This is a genomic window from Pseudomonas oryzicola (assembly GCF_014269185.2).
Taxonomy (GTDB): domain Bacteria; phylum Pseudomonadota; class Gammaproteobacteria; order Pseudomonadales; family Pseudomonadaceae; genus Aquipseudomonas; species Aquipseudomonas oryzicola.
Genome location: NZ_JABWRZ020000002.1, coordinates 342,323 through 362,455, shown reverse-complemented (window position 1 = coordinate 362,455; position 20,133 = coordinate 342,323). Strand labels below are relative to the sequence as shown.

17 protein-coding genes are annotated in these 20,133 nt (G+C 64.3%); 10 read left to right on the top strand and 7 right to left on the bottom strand.

Going from position 1 to position 20,133, the window contains the following annotated elements; genetic code table 11:
- Positions 1-25: 25 nt before the first annotated feature.
- Complete coding sequence (locus HU760_RS19745; RefSeq protein ID WP_186673412.1) at positions 26-1,384, top strand: amino acid permease; 1,359 nt, start codon at positions 26-28, stop codon at positions 1,382-1,384.
- Positions 1,385-1,510: 126 nt separating this feature from the next.
- On the opposite strand, the gene HU760_RS19740 is transcribed toward HU760_RS19745, so the two are convergent.
- From HU760_RS19740 to gatC, 6 genes are all read right to left on the bottom strand, one after another.
- A complete protein-coding gene (locus HU760_RS19740) occupies positions 1,511-1,885 on the bottom strand; it encodes a carboxymuconolactone decarboxylase family protein (RefSeq protein WP_012270635.1) in 375 nt (124 codons plus the stop codon).
- Between the two features lie 10 nt (positions 1,886-1,895).
- Entirely contained in the window at positions 1,896-2,939 is a 1,044-nt protein-coding gene (locus HU760_RS19735; RefSeq protein ID WP_186674042.1) for a calcium/sodium antiporter, read from the bottom strand.
- Between the two features lie 60 nt (positions 2,940-2,999).
- On the bottom strand, positions 3,000-3,374 hold the full coding sequence (locus HU760_RS19730; protein WP_186673410.1) for a septal ring lytic transglycosylase RlpA family protein: 375 nt from the start codon (positions 3,372-3,374) through the stop codon (positions 3,000-3,002).
- Positions 3,375-3,527: 153 nt separating this feature from the next.
- Positions 3,528-4,973 (bottom strand): Asp-tRNA(Asn)/Glu-tRNA(Gln) amidotransferase subunit GatB, encoded by a 1,446-nt coding sequence (gene gatB, locus HU760_RS19725; RefSeq protein ID WP_186673408.1) that lies wholly within the window; start codon positions 4,971-4,973, stop codon positions 3,528-3,530.
- An 11-nt stretch (positions 4,974-4,984) separates the two neighbouring features.
- Positions 4,985-6,436: an Asp-tRNA(Asn)/Glu-tRNA(Gln) amidotransferase subunit GatA gene (gene gatA / locus HU760_RS19720; protein ID WP_186673406.1), complete on the bottom strand. Its 1,452-nt coding sequence runs from the start codon at positions 6,434-6,436 to the stop codon at positions 4,985-4,987.
- Between the two features lie 15 nt (positions 6,437-6,451).
- Positions 6,452-6,739 carry an Asp-tRNA(Asn)/Glu-tRNA(Gln) amidotransferase subunit GatC gene (gene gatC, locus HU760_RS19715; RefSeq protein ID WP_186673404.1) on the bottom strand — a complete coding sequence of 96 codons (288 nt, stop codon included), beginning with the start codon at positions 6,737-6,739 and terminating at the stop codon, positions 6,452-6,454.
- A 205-nt stretch (positions 6,740-6,944) separates the two neighbouring features.
- Between gatC and mreB the strand changes: the two genes are divergently transcribed.
- From mreB to tldD, 8 genes are all read left to right on the top strand, one after another.
- Positions 6,945-7,982 carry a rod shape-determining protein MreB gene (gene mreB, locus HU760_RS19710; RefSeq protein WP_003255163.1) on the top strand — a complete coding sequence of 346 codons (1,038 nt, stop codon included), beginning with the start codon at positions 6,945-6,947 and terminating at the stop codon, positions 7,980-7,982.
- A 196-nt stretch (positions 7,983-8,178) separates the two neighbouring features.
- The gene (gene mreC / locus HU760_RS19705; RefSeq protein ID WP_189665372.1) at positions 8,179-9,204 is read left to right on the top strand and encodes a rod shape-determining protein MreC; all 1,026 of its coding nucleotides are present in this window, start codon (positions 8,179-8,181) and stop codon (positions 9,202-9,204) included.
- A complete protein-coding gene (mreD, locus tag HU760_RS19700; RefSeq protein WP_170028395.1) occupies positions 9,204-9,692 on the top strand; it encodes a rod shape-determining protein MreD in 489 nt (162 codons plus the stop codon). The genes mreC and mreD overlap by 1 nt, the downstream gene beginning before the upstream one ends.
- A gap of 28 nt (positions 9,693-9,720) precedes the next feature.
- Positions 9,721-10,332: a Maf family protein gene (locus HU760_RS19695; RefSeq protein WP_186673395.1), complete on the top strand. Its 612-nt coding sequence runs from the start codon at positions 9,721-9,723 to the stop codon at positions 10,330-10,332.
- A 54-nt stretch (positions 10,333-10,386) separates the two neighbouring features.
- Positions 10,387-11,844 (top strand): ribonuclease G, encoded by a 1,458-nt coding sequence (rng, locus tag HU760_RS19690; RefSeq protein WP_186673393.1) that lies wholly within the window; start codon positions 10,387-10,389, stop codon positions 11,842-11,844.
- Between the two features lie 88 nt (positions 11,845-11,932).
- Positions 11,933-15,754, top strand: coding sequence for a YhdP family protein (locus HU760_RS19685; RefSeq protein WP_186673391.1), 3,822 nt, complete (start codon positions 11,933-11,935; stop codon positions 15,752-15,754).
- 2 nt (positions 15,755-15,756) lie between these two features.
- Entirely contained in the window at positions 15,757-16,608 is an 852-nt protein-coding gene (locus HU760_RS19680) for a carbon-nitrogen hydrolase family protein (RefSeq protein ID WP_186673389.1), read from the top strand.
- A 2-nt stretch (positions 16,609-16,610) separates the two neighbouring features.
- Positions 16,611-18,050 carry a metalloprotease TldD gene (gene tldD / locus HU760_RS19675; protein WP_186673387.1) on the top strand — a complete coding sequence of 480 codons (1,440 nt, stop codon included), beginning with the start codon at positions 16,611-16,613 and terminating at the stop codon, positions 18,048-18,050.
- 85 nt (positions 18,051-18,135) lie between these two features.
- On the opposite strand, the gene yjgA is transcribed toward tldD, so the two are convergent.
- On the bottom strand, positions 18,136-18,657 hold the full coding sequence (gene yjgA, locus HU760_RS19670) for a ribosome biogenesis factor YjgA (protein WP_186673379.1): 522 nt from the start codon (positions 18,655-18,657) through the stop codon (positions 18,136-18,138).
- Positions 18,658-18,765: 108 nt separating this feature from the next.
- Here yjgA and pmbA point away from each other — a divergent pair, with 108 nt between their 5' ends.
- Positions 18,766-20,112 (top strand): metalloprotease PmbA, encoded by a 1,347-nt coding sequence (pmbA, locus tag HU760_RS19665; protein ID WP_186673377.1) that lies wholly within the window; start codon positions 18,766-18,768, stop codon positions 20,110-20,112.
- The last annotated feature ends 21 nt before the right edge of the window (positions 20,113-20,133 follow it).

Here is a 20,133-nt window from a genome sequence, read left to right as displayed (position 1 = left end):
GCCTCACTGAGCTAAAGGACACTTCATGCAAGACCAGAGCACGCCCGAGCGGTTGCAGCGCGGGCTGAAGAATCGCCATATCCAGCTGATTGCGCTGGGCGGGGCTATCGGTACCGGCTTGTTCCTGGGCATCGCCCAAACCATCCAGCTTGCCGGCCCCTCCGTCCTGCTGGGCTATGCCATTGCCGGCCTGATGGCCTTCCTGATCATGCGCCAACTCGGCGAAATGGTGGTGGAAGAGCCGGTGGCCGGTAGCTTCAGTCACTTCGCTCACCAGTACTGGAGCGAGTTCGCCGGCTTCGTCTCGGGCTGGAACTACTGGGTGGTGTACGTGCTGGTCGGCATGGCCGAACTCACCGCGGTGGGCATCTACGTGCAGTACTGGTGGCCGGGCTTCCCCACCTGGGCCACGGCAGCGATCTTCTTCGTGGTGATCAACCTGATCAACCTGACCCAGGTGAAGGTCTACGGCGAGATGGAATTCTGGTTCGCCCTGGTCAAGGTGGTGGCCATCGTCAGCATGATCGGTTTTGGCGCCTGGCTGCTGACCAGTGGCCATGGCGGCCCGGATGCCAGCGTGGCCAACCTGTGGCAGTACGGCGGCTTCTTCCCCAACGGTGTCACAGGCCTGGTGATGGCATTGGCAGTGATCATGTTCTCCTTCGGCGGCCTGGAGCTGGTGGGTATCACTGCCGCCGAGGCCGACAACCCGCGCCAGAGCATCCCCAAGGCCACCAACCAGGTGGTGTACCGCATCCTCATTTTCTATATCGGTGCCCTGGCGGTGCTGCTGTCGCTGTACCCGTGGCAGAAGGTGGTGCAGGGCGGCAGCCCGTTCGTGATGATCTTCCACGAACTGGACAGTGACCTGGTGGCGAGCATCCTCAACATCGTGGTGTTGACGGCCGCGTTGTCGGTATACAACAGCTGTGTATATGCCAACAGCCGCATGCTGTTCGGCCTGGCCAGCCAGGGCGACGCGCCGCGGCAGTTGCTCAAGGTCAGCCGCAGCGGCGTGCCACTGACCGCGCTGGGCGTGTCGGCGCTGGCGACCGGGCTGTGTGTGCTGATCAACTACCTGATGCCGGGTGAAGCGTTCGGGTTGCTGATGGCGCTGGCGGTCTCGGCGCTGGTGATCAACTGGGCGAGCATCAGCATTACCCACCTGAAATTCCGCAAGGCCAAGCTGGCAGCCGGGCTCATTCCGTTCTACAAGAGCTGGGGGCACCCATTGACCAACTACCTGTGCCTGGCGTTCATCGTGCTGATTTTGGTGGTGATGTACCTGACCCCGCCAATTCGCATTTCGGTGATGCTGATTCCAGCGTGGATTGCTGCGCTGTGGGTGGCCTTCAAGCTGAAGAAGGCGCGCCAGGCCAAATAGGCAAGGCAGGCCTGGCCTCTTCGCGGGCACGCCCGCTCCCACAGGGACCCCACAGGCTCCGAAACCTGTGCAGTATCTGGGGGAGCGGGCGTGCCCGCGAAGAGGCCGGGCCTGAAAAAGGCTGAATCAGCCTTGATAGCTGTCGATCACTTCCTGCGCCGCGCGGAACGCATCGATCGCCGCCGGCACCCCGGCGTACACTGCGCAATGCAGCAGCGCTTCACGAATCTCCTCCACGGTACAGCCATTGTTCAACGCCCCGCGTACATGCCCCTTGAGTTCCTGTGGGCACTTCAGTGCCGTCAGCGTGGCCAGGGTAATCAGGCTGCGGGTCTTCAACGGCAAGCCGTCGCGCGCCCATACGCTGCCCCAGGCATGTTCGTTGACGAAGTCCTGCAGCGGCTGGGTAAAGTCGGTGGCATTGCCCAGGGCGCGGTCGACGAACGCATCGCCCATTACCTGGCGGCGAATCTGCTCGCCGGTCTTGTTGCTATCAGCCATGTTGTTTTCCTTAGTGTTGGCGGCGCCATGCACGCACGGTGGTGTACAGCAATACCACAGCGAGCACTGGCAGTACGTAGAACAGCATCAGCCGCTCCAGGCGGCCGGCCAGCGGCAGGCCCATGGTAAACGCCGCCACGTGCAGCCCATAGGCCAGGTACAGGCAGAGGAACACCAGGCCTTCGGCGCGGGTGATGCGATAGCCGGAATAGAACACCGGCAGGCTCAGTGCGGCAACGCCAAGCATCACTGGCAGGTCGAAGGCCAGGGCGTTGGGTGAAATCGACAGCGGTGCCGGGGTGACCAGTGCGGTAAGACCCAATACAGCCAGCAGGTTGAACAGGTTGCTGCCGATCACCGTACCCACGGCGATTTCCCGTTCCCCTCGCAGTGCAGCGATCAGCGCGGCGGCCAGTTCCGGCAGGGAAGTGCAGACGGCGACCACGGTCAGGCCGATGATGCGCTCGGACAGGCCGAGGTCGGTGGCCACTTCCACGGCGGCTTCCAGCAGCAGGTGGCCGGCCAGGCTCAGCAGGCCCAGGCCGGCCAGCACCTGCAGCAGCGTGCCCGACCAGAAGCGACTGGCGCTGGTGACGACCGTGGCTGGAGCAGGGTAGGTGCGCGCATAGTGGCGGGACTGATGCCACAGCGTGGCCAGGTAGCCGGCCAGGCCGAGCAGCAGCAATACCCCTTCGATCCGGCCCAGGTGACCGTTGGCGGCTAACCCGAAGACCAGCCCGCTGGCGGCGATCATCAGGGGAATGTCCAGGCGCACCAGCTGCCGTGACACCCGCAGCGGAATGATCAGCGCGGCCAGGCCCAGAATGACCAGCACGTTGAAGATGTTGCTGCCGACCACACTGCCCACAGCCACGTCCGGCGCGCCCTGGTAGGCGGCCTGCAGGCTCACGGTCAACTGCGGCGCGGTACTGCCGAAGGCCACCAGGCTCAGGCCGATGATCAAGGGGCGTACATGCAGGCGCTGGGCCAGGCGCAAGGCTGCGCGCACCAGCAGTTCGGCGCCAGCCACCAGCAACAGCAGGGCAATGCCCAGTTGCAGAAGGCTGAAGGTAGGTAGGGTAGCCAGGTCGAAAATGGTCGGACTCCTGTCGCGTCAGTCGCTAAGCCCTTGTACTCGCACCTGCGCGGTTCCGCTACGGATCATGCCGATTTTTTCCGCCGCGGCACGTGACAGGTCGATGAGGCGGCCACGGGTATGCGGCCCGCGGTCGTTGATGCGCACTATCACGCTGCGCTGGTTGGCCGTGTTGGTGACCCGTACGCGGGTGCCGAAGGGCAAGCTGCGGTGGGCAGCAGTGAGGCCGTTCTGGTTGAACGGTTCGCCGCTGGCGGTGCGTTTGCCGTGGTGGCGCGAGCCGTAGTAGGAGGCGGTGCCCGTCTGGTCATAGCCGCGCGGGTCGATGTCCTGGCTGGCACAGCCGGCCAGCAGGGAAAAGAGGGCGAGGGTGCTCAGGGATCGCTTTAGCAATTCAGATGCTCCGATGCAGCAATTGGGGCCGCTGTGCGGCCTATCGCCGCAAACCGGCTCCTACAGGGCCCCGACTGCCTTTGGGGGCGGTACAGTACCTTGTGGGAGCTGGCTTGCCGGCGATCGAGGGCACAGCCCTCGCCGATGTTCAGATCACCCTTCGAGCTTGGCCTTGAGCAGTTGGTTCACCTGCCCCGGGTTGGCTTTGCCTTTGGAGGCTTTCATCGCCTGGCCGACGAAGAAGCCGAACATCTTGCCACGCTTGGCCTCGTCGGCTGCGCGGTATTGTTCGACCTGCTCGGCGTTGGCCGCCAACACCTCGTCGAGCATCTTGTCGATCGCGCCGGTATCGGTGACCTGCTTCAGGCCTTTGCTGTCGATGATGCTGTCGGCATCGCCTTCACCGGCGGCCATGGCCTCGAACACGGTCTTGGCGATCTTGCCACTGATGGTGTTGTCGCGAATACGCAGCAGCATGCCACCCAGTTGCGCGGCGCTGACCGGCGCCTGGTCGATCTCGATGCCCAGCTTGTTCAGCAGGCTGCCCAGCTCGACCATGACCCAGTTGGCAGCCAGCTTGGCATCGCCACCGATCTTCACCACTTCCTCGAAGTAGTCCGCCTGCTCGCGGCTGGAAGCCAGTACGTTGGCGTCGTAGGCCGACAGGCCGTACTGGTTCTGGAAGCGCTCGACCTTCTGCGTCGGCAGTTCCGGCAAGCCGGCGCGGACGGTTTCGAGGAAGCTGTCCTCGATCACCACCGGCAGCAGGTCCGGGTCGGGGAAGTAACGGTAGTCGTTGGCTTCCTCCTTGCTGCGCATGGAGCGGGTCTCGTCCTTGTTCGGGTCGTACAGGCGGGTTTCCTGTACCACCTTGCCGCCGTCCTCGATCAGGTCGATCTGGCGCTGGATCTCGCTGTTGATCGCGCGCTCGATGAAGCGGAACGAGTTGACGTTCTTGATCTCGCAGCGGGTGCCGAACTCGGCCTGGCCTTTCGGCCGGATCGACACGTTGCAGTCGCAACGCAGCGAGCCTTCGGCCATGTTGCCGTCGCAGATGCCCAGGTAACGCACCAGCGCGTGGATTGCCTTGACGTAGGCCACGGCTTCCTTGGCGCTGCGCATGTCCGGCTCGGAAACGATCTCCAGCAGCGGGGTGCCGGCACGGTTGAGGTCGATGCCGGTGGAGCCACTGAAGTCTTCGTGCAGGCTCTTGCCGGCGTCTTCTTCGAGGTGCGCACGGGTTACGCCGATGCGCTTGATGGTGCCGTCTTCCAGGGCGATATCGAGGTGGCCCTTGCCGACGATCGGCAGGTCCATCTGGCTGATCTGGTAGCCCTTGGGCAGGTCGGGGTAGAAGTAGTTCTTGCGCGCGAACACGTTGCGCTTGCCGATCTCGGCGTCGATGGCCAGACCGAACATGCACGCCATGCGCACGGCTTCCTGGTTCAGCACCGGCAGAACGCCGGGCATGCCCAGGTCAACCAGGCTGGCCTGGGTGTTCGGCTCGGAACCGAAGGTAGTGGCGCTGCCGGAGAAGATCTTCGACTGGGTGGCGAGCTGAGTGTGGATTTCCAGCCCGATCACAACTTCCCATTGCATGTGTGAATTCCTCAGAAGCCGTTGGGGGCGCGAGTGTGCCAGTCGGTCACTTGCTGGTAGCGGTGCGCGACGTTGAGCAGGCGTCCTTCCTGGAAGTACGGCGCCAGCAGTTGCACGCCGACCGGCAGGCCATCGACGAAGCCGGCCGGCATCGACAGGCCCGGCAGGCCTGCCAGGTTGGCGGTGATGGTGTAGACGTCTTCCAGATACGCGGCGACCGGGTCGCTGCCCTTGGCGCCGAGCTTCCAGGCCGGGTTCGGCGTGGTCGGGCCGAGGATCAGGTCAACGTCGTTGAACGCGGCCATGAAGTCGTTCTTGATCAGCCGGCGGATCTGCTGCGCCTTCACATAGTAGGCGTCGTAGTAGCCAGCCGACAGGGCATAGGTACCGACCATGATGCGGCGCTGCACTTCGATGCCGAAGCCTTCGCCACGGGAACGCTTGTACATGTCGGTCAGGTCTTTCGGGTTTTCGCAGCGGTAGCCGAAGCGCACGCCGTCGAAACGCGACAGGTTGGACGAGGCTTCAGCCGGGGCGATCACGTAGTAGGCCGGAATCGCGTGCTGCATGTTCGGCAGGCTGATTTCCTTGACCACCGCGCCGAGCTTTTCCAGCTCCCTGACGCTGGCCTGGACCAGGTCGGCAATGCGCGGGTCGAGGCCGGCACCAAAGTATTCCTTCGGCAGGCCGATGCGCAGGCCCTGCAGCGAGGCGTCGAGGCTGGCGCTGTAGTCCGGCACCGGTTCTTCGATGCTGGTGGAGTCCTTGGCGTCGAAGCCGGCCATGCCTTGCAGCAGCAGGGCGCAGTCTTCGGCGGTGCGCGCCAGCGGGCCACCCTGGTCGAGACTGGAGGCATAGGCGATCATGCCCCAGCGCGACACGCGACCGTAGGTCGGCTTGAGGCCGGTGAGGTTGGTCAGGGCTGCCGGCTGGCGGATCGAGCCGCCGGTGTCGGTGCCGGTGGTGGCTGGCAGCAGGCGCGCGGCCACGGCTGCGGCCGAACCGCCCGACGAGCCGCCCGGGACGTGCTCGAGGTTCCATGGGTTCTTCACCGCGCCGTAGTGGCTGGACTCGTTGGCCGAACCCATGGCGAACTCGTCCATGTTGGTCTTGCCCAGGCTGACCATGCCGGCTTCGGCCAGCTTGGCTACCACGGTGGCGTCATATGGCGCCTTGAAGTTGTCGAGCATCTTCGAGCCGCAGCTGGTGCGTACACCGTTGGTGCAGAACAGGTCCTTGTGGGCGATCGGGGCACCCAGCAGGGCACCGGTTTCACCAGCGGCGCGACGGGCGTCGGCAGCACGCGCCTGGCCCAGGGCCAAGTCTTCGGTGACGCTGATGAAGCTGTTGATCTGTGGGTCGAGCTGCTTGATGCGCGCCAGCAGGGTGCCGGTCAGCTCTTCGGAGGAAAACGACTTGTCGGCGAGTCCGCGGGCGATCTCGGCCAGGGTCAGTTGATGCATGGCAGGCTCTATCCCTTACTCGATGACTTTGGGTACCAGGTACAGACCGCTTTCGGTCGATGGCGCGATGGCCTGGTAGGCTTCGCGGTGGTTGCTCTCGGTGACCTGGTCGGGGCGCAGGCGCTGGCTGGCCTCCAGAGGGTGGGCGAGGGGCTCGATGCCTGTGGTATCGACCGCTTGCATCTGGTCGACCAGCCCGAGAATGCTGTTGAGGGCGTCGGTAATTCGTGGCAGTTCGCCATCATTCAGCCCCAGACGGGCCAGATGGGCGATCTTTTCCACGTCGCAGCGTTCAAGCGCCATGGGGATCTCCAGGGGAAACAAAGAACGGAATTTGGGTCCGCAGTGAGGAACATGTCAGCTTTCTGACGGTCTATCGGCCGCGATCATCTGCTGGCTTGCTCGGAAAAACAGTCAATTTAACATATTGGCTCCTTGCCCAAAATCCCTGCCATTGTTAGAGTTTGCCGCACTTTTTTACCCACGCTTTCCCCAGGGTCACTTTCCCATGTTCAAGAAACTGCGTGGCATGTTTTCCAGCGATCTGTCCATCGACCTGGGTACTGCCAACACCCTTATTTACGTGCGTGAGCGCGGTATCGTCCTGAATGAGCCCTCGGTTGTTGCCATCCGTACCCATGGCAACCAGAAAAGCGTCGTCGCCGTCGGTACCGAAGCCAAGCGCATGCTGGGCCGCACGCCTGGCAACATCGCTGCCATTCGTCCGATGAAGGACGGCGTCATCGCCGACTTCAGCGTCTGCGAAAAAATGTTGCAGTATTTCATCAACAAGGTTCACGAGAACAGCTTCCTGCAGCCTAGCCCGCGCGTGCTGATCTGCGTGCCGTGCAAGTCGACCCAGGTAGAGCGCCGCGCCATTCGCGAGTCGGCCCTGGGTGCCGGTGCCCGTGAAGTGTTCCTGATCGAAGAGCCGATGGCCGCTGCCATCGGTGCCGGGCTGCCGGTTGAAGAAGCCCGCGGTTCGATGGTCGTCGATATCGGTGGCGGTACCACCGAAATCGCGCTGATCTCGCTGAATGGCGTAGTTTATGCCGAATCCGTGCGCGTTGGCGGCGACCGCTTCGACGAAGCCATCGTTACCTACGTGCGTCGCAACTACGGCAGCCTGATCGGCGAATCCACCGCCGAGCGCATCAAGCAGGAAATCGGTACCGCCTACCCGGGCGGCGAAGTACGTGAAGTCGATGTCCGTGGCCGCAACCTGGCCGAAGGCGTACCGCGTGCCTTCACCCTGAATTCCAACGAAGTGCTCGAAGCGCTGCAGGAATCCCTGGCGACCATCGTCCAGGCGGTCAAGAGCGCCCTGGAGCAATCGCCGCCCGAGCTGGCCTCGGACATCGCCGAGCGCGGCCTGGTGCTGACCGGTGGTGGCGCGCTGCTGCGTGATCTCGACAAGCTGCTGGCCCAGGAGACCGGCCTGCCGGTAATCGTCGCCGAGGACCCGCTGACCTGTGTAGCCCGTGGCGGCGGTCGCGCCCTGGAGATGATGGACAAGCACGCGATGGACCTGCTCTCCAGCGAGTGATCCCGCTCGCTGTTCACGAGCGCCCGGTTTACAGGTAGCACGCACAGTGCTACCTGTATGTGCTGGGCTGGCGCCTGTTCGGGGCGCCGTATCCATCAACCCGCAACCAGGCTGGTGCGTTGTCCCATGTCCAATGACCTCCTGAGTCGTCCACGAGGAACGGCCCATTAAACCGCTTTTCTCCAAGGGCCCTTCGCTGGGCGTTCGCCTGCTCGTTCTGGTGGTGCTGTCGGTCGCGTTGATGGTGGTCGACGCGCGCTTCGACGTGCTCAAGCCAGTACGCAGCCAGATGGGCCTGGTACTCATGGAGTCGTACTGGATCACCGACCTGCCGCAGCGTGCCTGGCAAGGTGTGGCCGGCCAGTTCGGCAGCCGCACCGAACTGATCGCGGAAAACGAAAAGCTCAAGACCGAAGCCCTGCTGCTGCAGGGGCGCCTGCAGAAACTGGCGGCCCTGACCGAGCAGAACGTGCGCCTGCGCGAGTTGCTCAACTCGTCGGCGCTGGTCAACGAAAAGGTCGAAGTGGCCGAGTTGATCGGGGTCGACCCCAACCCCTTCACCCACCGTATCCTGATCAACAAGGGCGAGCGTGATGGCGTGTTCCTTGGCCAGCCGGTGCTCGATGCCCGCGGCCTGATGGGCCAGGTGGTCGAGTTGATGCCCTATACCTCGCGGGTGTTGTTGCTGACCGATACCACCCACAGCATCCCGGTGCAGGTCAACCGCAACGGCCTGCGCGCGATTGCCAGTGGCACCGGTAACCCGGAGCGCCTGGAGCTGCGCCATGTGGCCGACACCGCCGACATCAAGGAAGGCGACCTGCTGGTCAGTTCCGGCATGGGCCAGCGTTTTCCGGCCGGCTACCCGGTCGCCACGGTCAACGAAGTGATCCACGATTCCGGCCAGCCGTTCGCCATCGTGCGTGCCATCCCCACTGCCGCACTCAACCGTAGCCGCTACATGCTGCTGGTCTTCAGTGACCGGCGTAGCCCCGAGCAGCGTGCCACCGATGCTGCCATCGCCCAGGAAGAGGCTGACCGCAAGGGCGTTGCGGCACCTGGCCAGACGGCCAGCGCGGGCGCGCAGGGGGCACCCGCCGGTAGCGTGCCAGCCACCCCGGCCACCTCGGCGGCCCCGGCAGCGCAGCCTGCAGCGCCGGCGGCCGCGCCTGCCACGCCTGCCGCAGCGCCTGCCGCACCTGCTCACCCCCGGAGGCAATGATGGCTGTATCACGCCGCAACAATGGCTGGGTCATCTGGCTGACTTTCGCCCTCGGCCTGCTGCTCAGCGTCTCGCCCATGCCACAGTTCATGGAAGTGTTCCGGCCCATGTGGCTGGCCTTGCTGGTGTCGTTCTGGACCCTCGCCGTACCGGGCAAGGTCGGCATGACCACGGCGTTCGTACTGGGCCTGGCCGAGGACGTGCTGTATGGCACCTTGCTCGGGCAGAACGCGCTGATTCTCACCCTCATCACCTTTTTGGTGCTGTCTTTGCAGCAGCGCCTGCGCATGTTCCCCATGTGGCAACAGAGCCTGGTGATCCTGGTGATCTTTGGTATCGCCCAGTTGATCCAGCTGTGGCTCAGCGCGCTGACCGGTAATCGCCTGCCCACCCTGGCGCTGGTCTGGTCGGCGGTGATCAGTGCTTTGCTCTGGCCATGGATCAGCTTCGCCCTGCGCGACCTGCGCCGCCGCTTGCATATCAACTGACGGCTGCCACTGACAGGGAGATGTCTGCATGACCCCGCTATTCCTGGCCTCCGGCTCGCCCCGGCGTCGTGAACTGCTGACCCAGATCGGCGTACCGTTCAGCGTCGTCAGCGCCCCCATCGATGAAAGCCCGCTACCCGCCGAAGGCGCCCCAGCCTACGTCGAGCGCCTGGCCAGGGCCAAGGCTGCCGCCGGCCTGGCCAGCATCCCAGGCCGGGCCGTGGTGCTGGGGGCAGACACCGCCGTGGTGCTGGATGGTCGCATTCTCGGCAAGCCAGAAAATCGCGAAGACGCTCTGGCCATGCTGGCCGGCCTATCGGGCCGCGAGCATCAGGTACTGACTGCAGTCGCCCTCGGCGATGGCCAGCGCATGCACAGCGTGTGCGTTACCAGCACGGTGCGTTTTCGTGCGATCAGCGCCGATGAGGCGCAACGCTACTGGTCCAGCGGCGAACCGGTTGACAAGGCTGGCGGCTATGCCATCCAGGGCCTGGGCGCAGTATTCGTCACCGGCCTTTGCGGCAGCTACTCGGCGGTGGTCGGCTTGCCCCTCAGTGAAACGGCCGAGCTGCTTGGCCAATTCGGCATCGCCTGCTGGCAATCCCCTGCGCAGGCGCCAGAGGTAACAAACCAGCGGTAGCCAGCACTGCATACGCCGTCCATCATTACCAAAGACCTTTGACGAGAGCCTGCCATGAGTGAAGAGATCCTGATCAACATCACCCCGATGGAGTCACGCGTGGCGGTGGTGGAAAACGGGGTACTGCAGGAAGTACACGTCGAACGTACCCAGCGCCGAGGCATCGTCGGCAATATCTACAAGGGCAAGGTGGTGCGCGTGCTGCCAGGCATGCAGGCGGCGTTCGTCGACATCGGCCTGGAGCGCGCGGCGTTCATCCACGCCTCGGAAATCTCCCAGCGCGAAGGCTCGGCGGTGGAGAACATCACCGCTCTGGTGCATGAAGGCCAGGCGCTGGTAGTGCAGGTGACCAAGGACCCGATCGGTACCAAGGGCGCGCGGCTGACCACCCAACTGTCGATTCCGTCGCGCTACCTGGTGTACATGCCGCGCAGCAGCCATGTCGGCATTTCCCTGAAGATCGAAGACGAAACCGAGCGCGAGCGCCTCAAGCAGGTGGTCAGCGACTGCATGGAAAGCGAAAACATCAAGGACGCCGGCGGCTTCATCCTGCGCACCGCCGCCGAAGGTGCGCGCGCTGAAGAGATTCTGCAGGATATCCGCTACCTGCGTCGCCTGTGGGAGCAGATCGGCACGCAGATCAAGACTTGCGGCGCGCCCACGGTCATCTACGAAGACCTGGGCCTGGCCCTGCGAACCTTGCGTGACCTGGTCAACCCGAAGATCGAGAAGATCCGCATCGACTCGCGGGAAACCTTCCAGAAAACCATGCAATTCGTTGGCGAGCTGATGCCGGAAATCGCCGATCGCCTTGAACACTACCCGGGCGAACGGCCGATCTTCGACCTGTACGGTGTCGAGGACGAAATCCAGCGCGCCCTGGAACGCAAGGTACCACTCAAGTCCGGTGGTTACCTGGTGGTCGATCCGGCCGAAGCGATGACGACCATCGACGTCAACACCGGTGCCTTCGTCGGCCATCGCAACCTTGAAGAGACCATCTTCAAGACCAACCTCGAGGCTGCCACCGCCATCGCCCGGCAGCTGCGCCTGCGCAATATCGGCGGCATCATCATCATCGATTTCATCGACATGGAAGACGAGGAGCACCAGCGCCAGGTACTGCGTACCCTGGAAAAGCAGCTCGAACGCGACCATGCCAAGACCAACATCATCGGCATCACCGAGCTGGGCCTGGTGCAGATGACCCGCAAGCGCACCCGTGAAAGCCTGGAACAGGTGCTGTGCGAGCCCTGCCTGGCTTGCCAGGGGCGCGGCAAGCTGAAAACCGCCGAAACCATCTGCTACGAGATTTTCCGCGAGATCCTGCGCGAGGCACGTGCCTACCAGGCCGAAGGCTACCGCGTGCTGGCCAACCAGAAGGTGGTCGACCGGTTGCTGGATGAAGAGTCCGGTAACGTCGCCGAGCTGGAGGCCTTCATCGGCCGAACCATTCGCTTCCAGGTCGAGTCGATGTATTCGCAGGAACAGTACGATGTGGTGCTGCTCTGAGTCTCTCTGAAATGCACTGCGGGTGGATCGGGCTGGCAGAACCGGTGCTACCGCTCATCATGGATAAACGACCTGGAGGGCCGTGGCCATGGGACGTCTGAACCACGTTCTTGTTGCCTTGACCCGCTGGGGGCTGGGCATTTGCGCCCTGCTGGCCGTTCTGGTGGCGCTGTATGTCAGCCTCGGTCGCGAGCTGGTGCCGTTGGTGGCCGAGTACCGTGCCGATGTGCAAAGCAAGGCTGAACAGGCCTTGGGCCTGCCTGTACACGTTGGTGCCCTGGAAGGCCGCTGGAGCGGCCTGGCACCTGTGTTGCGGGTGCGCGACCTGCAACTGGGCGAGGGTGCCTCGGCCTTGCGCCTGGACGACGTCAAGGTAGTCCCTGATATCTGGGCCAGCCTGACTGCAGGTGAAGTACGCTTGGCACGCATACAGCTGGGCGGCCTGCAACTGATCCTGCGCGAGAGCGAGCAAGGCAACTGGGCCCTCGAAGGCCTGCCGAAGAAGGACGATGCGCCACTCGACCCTGCCGAGTTGCTGCAGCGTCTGCGGCAGCTGGGCCGCATCGACGTGTTCGACAGCCAGGTTACCCTGCACCCCTGGCAGCGCGAGCCGCTGACCCTGACCTATGTCAGTGCCGGCCTGCAGGCCGGCGCTTCGCGCCAGGCCCTGGACCTGCGCGCGACCTTGCCTGATGGTCAACCCCTGGCGCTGAACCTGCGCAGCAGTGCCTCGGCCAGTACCTGGCGCGACGGCCAGTTCGAGGCCTACCTCAGCTTGCCGCAGAGCGACTGGGCGCGTTGGCTGCCGCCACGGCTGCTGGGTCAATGGCATGCTGACGCCTTGCGGGCGGGGGGCGAGTTCTGGGTCGACTGGCAGGAAGGGCAGTTGCAGCAAGCCGTGGTGCGTCTCAATGCTCCCGCGCTGCAGGGCGCCTATGCCGGACGCAAGGCGGCCAAACTGCACAACCTTGCCCTGGGGGCCTGGTTCCAGCGGCGCGAGCAAGGCTTCGACGTGGTGTTGGATTCGTTGGCCATGGATATCGGCAAGACCCGTTGGGAGTCGCACCTGCAGTTGCAGCAGCGTCCCGGCGAAAGCGCTGCCGATGAAAGCTGGCAGTTGCAGGCTGACCGCCTCGACCTGACGCCGCTGACCCCGTTGATCGATGCCCTGGCGCCGCTGCCGGATAAAGTCATGGCGGTGGTCGATGGCCTCAAGGTGACTGGCGCATTGCGCAACGTGCGTCTGGAGGCCAGGCCCAAGGCCGAGGGAGACCAGCGTCTGCAGTTCGCAGCCAACCTGGAGAAGGTCGGCTTCGATGCCTATCACAATGCGCCGGCTGCCGGTAACGTCAGCGGCAGCATCAGCGGTGACCTGGGCCATGGCGAGCTGCGCCTGGACACCGACGCGTTCATGCTGCATCTGTACCCGATTTTCGCCAAACCCTGGCATTACCAGAAGGCCAATGCGCGCCTGACCTGGACCCTGGACCAGCAAGGTTTCACCCTGATCGCGCCGTACCTCAAGGTACTTGGCGAGGAGGGCAAGATCGCCGGTGACTTCCTGATCCGCCTGCTGTTCGAAGAGGGGCGGGAGGATTATATGGATCTGCGTGTCGGCCTGACCGAAGGCGATGGCCGCTACACCGCCAAGTACCTGCCCGAGGTACTCAGCCCGGCCCTCGATGAATGGTTGCGCAGTGCCATCGTCAAGGGCACGGTGGATGAAGGTTACTTCCAGTACCAGGGCTCGCTGAACCATGGCGTGGCGCCGGAAGCGCGCAGCATCAGCCTGTTCTTCAAGGTGCGTGATGCGGCGCTGGACTTCCAGCCCGGCTGGCCGCAGGTGCAGCACGTGGATGGCGATGTGCTGATCGAGGACAGCGGTGTGCGCATCAAGGCCCAGCGTGGTGTACTGCTCGATACCAAAGTCAGCGATGTGAGTGTAAATATCCCGCATGCCGAGGCGGGCCAGCCCAGCCACCTGTACCTCGATGGCGCCTTCGACGGCAGCCTCGGCGATGGCCTGAAGATTCTCAAGGAAGCGCCTATCGGCACGGGCGAGATTTTCGCCGGCTGGGAGGGCGAGGGACCACTCCAGGGTAAGGTCAGGCTCGACATCCCGCTGGCTCACGGGCAACGGCCGAAAGTGCAGGTGGAATTCGCCACCCACGATGCACAGCTGAAGGTGGCGCCACCAAGCCTGGAACTGAGCAATCTGAAGGGTAACTTCAGCTTCGATTTCGACCAGGGCCTGAGTGGCAAGGGCATCAGCCTGCAGGCTTTCGGCAAACCGGTGACGGCGCAAATCACCGCCGAAGGCCAGCCAGGGCAGATGCAGACCCGCATCAATGCCAATGGCCAGGTGCCGCTCAAGGCGCTGGCCGACTGGTTGCAGTTCAAGCAGGCCTTGCCGGCCTCCGGCGAGCTGCCGTACCGGTTGCAGCTCAGCCTGGGGAGCCGCGACAACCGCCTGAGCGTCAACTCCAGCCTCAAGGGCCTGGCGATCGACTTGCCGGCACCGTTCGGCAAGGCAGCGGCCGAGGCCCGTGACAGCCGGTTCAGCATGACTTTGCAGGGGCCAGAGCGGCGCTTCGATGCTGCATACGCTGATCTTGCCCGCTTTGCCTATGCAGCCCCGGCCGACAAGCTGGCTCAGGGCCGTGGTGAGCTTGTGCTGGGCAGCGGTGATGCGCAGCTGCCTGGCGGCCAAGGCTTGCGTGTGCGCGGCCACCTGGAGGCGCTGGACCTGGCGCCCTGGCAAGAACAGGCCGCACGCCTGGCTGGCGACAACCCAGGCGACAGCGCGCGGCATAACCTGCAGGGTGTCGATTTGAGCATCGGCCAGTTGAAGGCTTTCGGCATGGACCTGAACCAGGCCGTGGTGCGCCTGGTCCGCGGTGGCCCGGCTTGGGACCTGCGTCTGGACAGCAAGGAAGTCATCGGCAACGCCCGGCTGCCGGATGCCCAGGGTGCGCCGCTGGTCGTGCGCCTGCAGACCTTGCGCCTGCCGGCTGCCAGCGCTGCTGAGCAGCGGGCGGAAGAGGGCCTGGACCCGCTGGCTGCATTCGACCCGCGCAAGGTCCCGGCGTTGAACCTGAGCATCGACAAGCTGTACCGCGGTGACGACCTGTTCGGCAGCGCATCGCTGAAGTTGCGCCCGACCGCGCATGGTGTGACCGCCAGCGATATCGATCTGGCCTTCAAAGGCCTGCATATCAACGGTGGCGGCGGCTGGGAAGGCGAACCGGGCAGCACCAGCAGCTGGTACAAGGGGCGTCTGGACGGCAAGAACCTGGCCGATGTGCTCAAGGCCTGGGGCTTTGCCCCGACCGTGACCAGCCGCGACTTCCGCCTGGATGTCGATGGCCGCTGGCCGGGTTCGCCGGCAGCAGTCGGCCTCAAGCGCTTCTCCGGCAGCATGGATGCGGCGCTGCGCACCGGCCAGTTCGTCGAGGTCGAAGGCAGCGCCCAGGCGCTGCGGGTATTTGGCCTGCTCAATTTCAACTCGATTGGCCGACGCCTGCGCCTGGACTTCTCCGACCTGTTCGACAAGGGCCTGGCCTACGACCGGGTCAAAGGCCTGCTGGTGGCCAGCGATGGTGTCTACGTGACCCGCGAGCCCATCACTGTGACTGGCCCGTCGAGCAATTTCGAGCTGGATGGCACGCTGGACATGGTGAACGACCGGGTCGATGCCAACCTGCAAGTGAGCCTGCCAGTGACCAACAACCTGCCATTGGCGGCGCTGATTGTCGGCGCGCCAGCGGTTGGCGGGGCGCTGTTCCTGGTCGACCGGTTGATTGGTGAGCGCGTGTCGCGTTTTGCCAGTGTGCACTACCGTGTCGAAGGGCCATGGAAAGAGCCTAGAATCACATTTGTGAAACCTTTCGAGAAATCCCGCCAGGAGTAGCCATGAAGGCAGCGGTCATCCAGATGGTCAGTCAGGACGATGTGCTGGCCAACCTGCAACGCGCCGGTGCCCTGCTGGAGCAGGCGGCACTCGGCGGCGCGCGTCTGGCCGTGCTGCCGGAAAACTTCGCCGCCATGGGGCGCAAGGATGCCGCTGCCATTGGCCGCACCGAAGCATTGGGCGAAGGGCCTATCCTGCCATGGTTGAAACGCACCGCCCGCGCCCTCAGGTTATGGATTGTCGCCGGTACCCTGCCATTGCCGCCGGTCGGGCAGCCCGAGGCCAAGGCTCATGCCTGTTCGCTGCTGATCGACGAGTACGGCGAGGTGGTGGCACGCTATGACAAGCTGCACCTGTTCGATGTGGACGTTGCCGACAACCGTGGCCGTTACCGGGAGTCTGACGACTACGCCCATGGTGCACAGGTGGTGGTGGCCGATACGCCGGTAGGGCGCCTGGGGCTGAGCGTGTGTTACGACCTGCGCTTTCCCGAGCTGTACAGTGCACTGCGTGCAGCAGGTGCAGAGCTGATCACGGCGCCGGCTGCCTTTACCGCAGTAACGGGTGCGGCGCACTGGGAAGTGCTGGTGCGCGCCCGTGCCATCGAAACCCAGTGCTACCTGCTGGCAGCGGCGCAGGGCGGCACTCACCCGGGGCCACGGGAAACCCATGGCCATGCGGCGATAGTCGACCCCTGGGGGCGCATCGTCGCGGAACAGGCGCAAGGCGAAGCGGTACTGCTGGCCGAGCGCAACATCGACGAACAAGCGTCCATCCGGGCGCGCATGCCGGTGCTGTCGCACCGGCGCTTCTTCTCGCAGGACGCATTGCGGCCTGCGCACACCTCGGAGTGACTATGAGCCAGATGTTATCCACCGTCAGCGAACATCTCCTGGCCCCAGGCGGCTTGACCGTGGACAGCCTGCAGAGCGTGCTCGGTGAGTTGGCCGGCCCCGGCATCGATGCCGCCGATCTGTATTTCCAGGGCCAGATCTCGGAAACCTGGGCGCTGGAAGACGGCATCGTCAAGGAAGGCAGCTTCAACCTGGACCAGGGTGTGGGCGTGCGTGCCCAATCCGGTGAAAAGACCGGCTTCGCCTACAGCAACGCAATCAACCTCGAGGCGTTGACTTCGGCAGCCCGCGCCGCCCGTTCGATTTCGCGCGCCGGGCAGAACGGCAAGGTGCAGGCTTTCCGAAGCCAGGATGTGACCGCCCTGTACCCGGCGGACAACCCGCTGGATGTGCTGAGCCGCGCCGAGAAGGTCGAGCTGCTCAAGCGTGTCGACGTCGCCACCCGGGCCCTCGATCCGCGCATTCAGCAGGTCAGCGTGAGCATGGCTGGGGTCTGGGAGCGCATCTTGATCGCGGCCGCCGATGGCAGCCTGGCCGCCGATGTGCGCCCGCTGGTGCGTTTCAACGTCAGCGTCATCGTCGAGCAGAACGGCCGTCGTGAACGAGGCGGGCAGGGCGGTGGCGGGCGTACCGACTACCGTTTCTTCACTGAAGAACGGGTAATGGGCTATGCCCGCGAGGCGCTGCGCCAGGCCCTGGTAAACCTGGAGGCTATCCCGGCGCCGGCTGGTACCTTGCCGGTGGTGCTGGGGTCGGGCTGGTCGGGCGTGCTGCTGCACGAGGCGGTCGGCCATGGCCTGGAAGGCGACTTCAACCGCAAGGGCAGCTCCGCGTTCAGTGGCCGCATTGGTGAGAAAGTGGCATCGAGCCTGTGTACCATCGTTGACGACGGTACCTTGGAAGGCCGCCGTGGCTCGCTGAGCGTGGATGATGAAGGTACACCGACCGAGTGCACCACCCTGATCGAAAACGGTGTGCTCAAAGGCTACATGCAGGACAAGCTGAACGCCCGCCTGATGGGTATGGCGGTGACCGGCAACGGCCGCCGCGAATCCTACGCGCACCTGCCGATGCCACGCATGACCAACACCTATATGCGTGCTGGCGAAAGCGACCCGCAGGAAATCATCGCTTCGGTGAAGAAAGGCATCTACTGTGCCAACCTGGGTGGTGGTCAGGTGGATATCACCAGCGGCAAGTTCGTGTTCTCGACCAGTGAGGCCTACCTGATCGAAGACGGCAGGATTACCGCGCCGGTCAAGGGCGCGACCCTGATCGGCAATGGGCCGGAGGCGATGAGCCGGGTGTCGATGGTCGGTAACGACCTGGCACTGGACAGCGGGGTAGGGACCTGTGGCAAGGACGGGCAGTCGGTGCCGGTCGGGGTCGGCCAGCCGACCTTGAAACTGGATGCGATCACCGTGGGTGGTACCGGGGCGTGACGACCTCGCGGTCCGTTGTGGGAGCGGGCTTGTCGGCACTTCGACAAGCCCGCTCCCACACAGCCGCAAAGCGGCCCTCAAGGACTCAGCGCAGGCCGCGCTGCAGTTCGTCGAGGTCGCGGATGTACTTGAACACCTTGCGTGCGGCAGCCGGCGGCTTGTTCCGCGCCTTTTCGTGCTTGGCATGGCGCACCAGCGAGCGCAACTGCTGGCGGTCGGTATCGGGGTATTCGTTGACGAAGCGCTCGAGATCTTCGTCGTTACCGTCGATCAACCGGTCGCGCCAGCGCTCAAGGTTATGGAAGCGCTCGTTGTACTGGCGAGTGGAACTGTCCATCTGTTCGAGCAGGGCGTGGATGGCATCCAGGTCTTGCACGCGCATGAGCTTGCCGACGAACGACATATGCCGTTTGCGGGCACCATGAGCGGTGTGCTTGCCGGCCTCGGCCAAGGCCTTGCGCAACTCGTCGGTCAACGGCAGGCGGGCCAGGGTATCGGCCTTGAGCGTGGTAAGGCGCTCGCCGAGTTCGACCAGCGCATGCAGTTCACGCTTGATCTGGGTTTTGCTTTTTTCGCCGTCGAAGGCGTCGTCGTTTGAATCAACCATGGTGGCAGTCCGCTAGAAATCGCCGCCATGATAACCAGTCGGGGGCCGCTTGTCCGGCCCGGTCGTAGAATGATCCTTGCCGAACGCAGAATTTGAGTGGAGAGAACCATGAGTGCAGTCCAGAGCGTAGGTCCGAAGGACCTGCCAGCATTGCAGGAGCAGGTTGAGGCGATCATCGCCGAGGCGCGCCGCCAGGGGGCCAGTGCCTGCGAAGTGGCGGTGTCGCTGGAGCAGGGCCTGTCCACCACGGTACGTCAGCGCGAGGTCGAAACGGTCGAGTTCAATCGCGACCAGGGCTTTGGCATCACCCTCTATGTCGGCCAGCGCAAAGGCTCGGCCAGCACTTCGGCCAGTGGCGCGGAAGCGATTCGCGAAACCGTTGCCGCTGCCCTGGCGATCGCCAGGCATACGTCCGAGGACACGTGCGCCGGCCTGGCCGATGCGGCCCTGATGGCCCGTGAGATCCCAGACCTTGACCTGTACCACGACTGGGACCTGGAGCCCGAGAAGGCTATCGAGATGGCGCTGGCCTGCGAGGCGGCGGCATTCGACGCCGATCCACGCATCCTCAACGCTGACGGCACCACCCTCAATACCCACCAGGGCTGCCGCGTGTATGGCAACAGCCATGGCTTCATCGGCGGCTACGCCTCGACCCGGCACAGCCTGAGCTGTGTGATGATCGCCGAAGGCGACGGGCAGATGCAGCGCGACTACTGGTACGACGTGAACCGTCAGGGCAACCTGCTGGCCGACCCGCGCAGCATCGGCGCGCGCGCTGCCCAACGTGCCGCCAGCCGCCTGGGTGCACGGCCAGTGCCGACCTGCGAAGTGCCGGTGCTGTTTTCCGCCGAGCTGGCGGGTGGCCTGTTCGGCAGTTTCCTGTCGGCCATTTCCGGCGGCAACCTGTACCGTAAGTCGTCGTTCCTGGAGGGGACCATCGGCCAGCGCCTGTTCCCCACCTGGCTGACGCTCGACGAGCGCCCCCACATTCCGCGTGCGCTGGGTAGTGCCGCGTTCGATGGTGACGGCCTGGCGACCTATGCCAAGCCGTTCGTCGACAAGGGCGAACTGGTTTCTTACCTGCTGGGTACCTATTCCGGGCGCAAGTTGGGGCTGCCAAGCACGGCCAATGCCGGCGGCGTGCACAACCTGTTCGTCAGCCATGGCATCGAAGACCAGGCGGCGCTGATCCGGCGCATGGGCCGCGGGCTGCTGGTGACCGAACTGATGGGGCACGGCCTGAACATGGTGACCGGGGATTATTCTCGCGGCGCGGCAGGGTTCTGGGTGGAAAACGGCGAGATCCAGCATGCAGTGCAGGAAGTGACCATCGCCGGTAACATGAAGGACATGTTCCAGCAGATTGTGGCAATTGGCAGCGATCTTGAGACCCGCAGCAATATCCACACCGGGTCCGTGCTGATCGAGCGGATGACCGTGGCAGGCAGCTGATTCGCTGCTTTTGTCGCCCTC

Coding starts and splice junctions, on each gene's coding strand:
- HU760_RS19740 (WP_012270635.1), bottom strand. CDS start 1,885: ATGGCTGATAGCAACAAGACCGGCGAGCAGATTCGCCGCCAGGTAATG.
- HU760_RS19685 (WP_186673391.1), top strand. CDS start 11,933: ATGGGACGTCTGAACCACGTTCTTGTTGCCTTGACCCGCTGGGGGCTG.
- mreD (WP_170028395.1), top strand. CDS start 9,204: ATGGCTGTATCACGCCGCAACAATGGCTGGGTCATCTGGCTGACTTTC.
- HU760_RS19745 (WP_186673412.1), top strand. CDS start 26: ATGCAAGACCAGAGCACGCCCGAGCGGTTGCAGCGCGGGCTGAAGAAT.
- gatC (WP_186673404.1), bottom strand. CDS start 6,739: ATGGCGCTTGAACGCTGCGACGTGGAAAAGATCGCCCATCTGGCCCGT.
- yjgA (WP_186673379.1), bottom strand. CDS start 18,657: ATGGTTGATTCAAACGACGACGCCTTCGACGGCGAAAAAAGCAAAACC.
- HU760_RS19695 (WP_186673395.1), top strand. CDS start 9,721: ATGACCCCGCTATTCCTGGCCTCCGGCTCGCCCCGGCGTCGTGAACTG.
- mreB (WP_003255163.1), top strand. CDS start 6,945: ATGTTCAAGAAACTGCGTGGCATGTTTTCCAGCGATCTGTCCATCGAC.
- tldD (WP_186673387.1), top strand. CDS start 16,611: ATGAGCCAGATGTTATCCACCGTCAGCGAACATCTCCTGGCCCCAGGC.
- pmbA (WP_186673377.1), top strand. CDS start 18,766: ATGAGTGCAGTCCAGAGCGTAGGTCCGAAGGACCTGCCAGCATTGCAG.
- rng (WP_186673393.1), top strand. CDS start 10,387: ATGAGTGAAGAGATCCTGATCAACATCACCCCGATGGAGTCACGCGTG.
- gatA (WP_186673406.1), bottom strand. CDS start 6,436: ATGCATCAACTGACCCTGGCCGAGATCGCCCGCGGACTCGCCGACAAG.
- HU760_RS19680 (WP_186673389.1), top strand. CDS start 15,757: ATGAAGGCAGCGGTCATCCAGATGGTCAGTCAGGACGATGTGCTGGCC.
- gatB (WP_186673408.1), bottom strand. CDS start 4,973: ATGCAATGGGAAGTTGTGATCGGGCTGGAAATCCACACTCAGCTCGCC.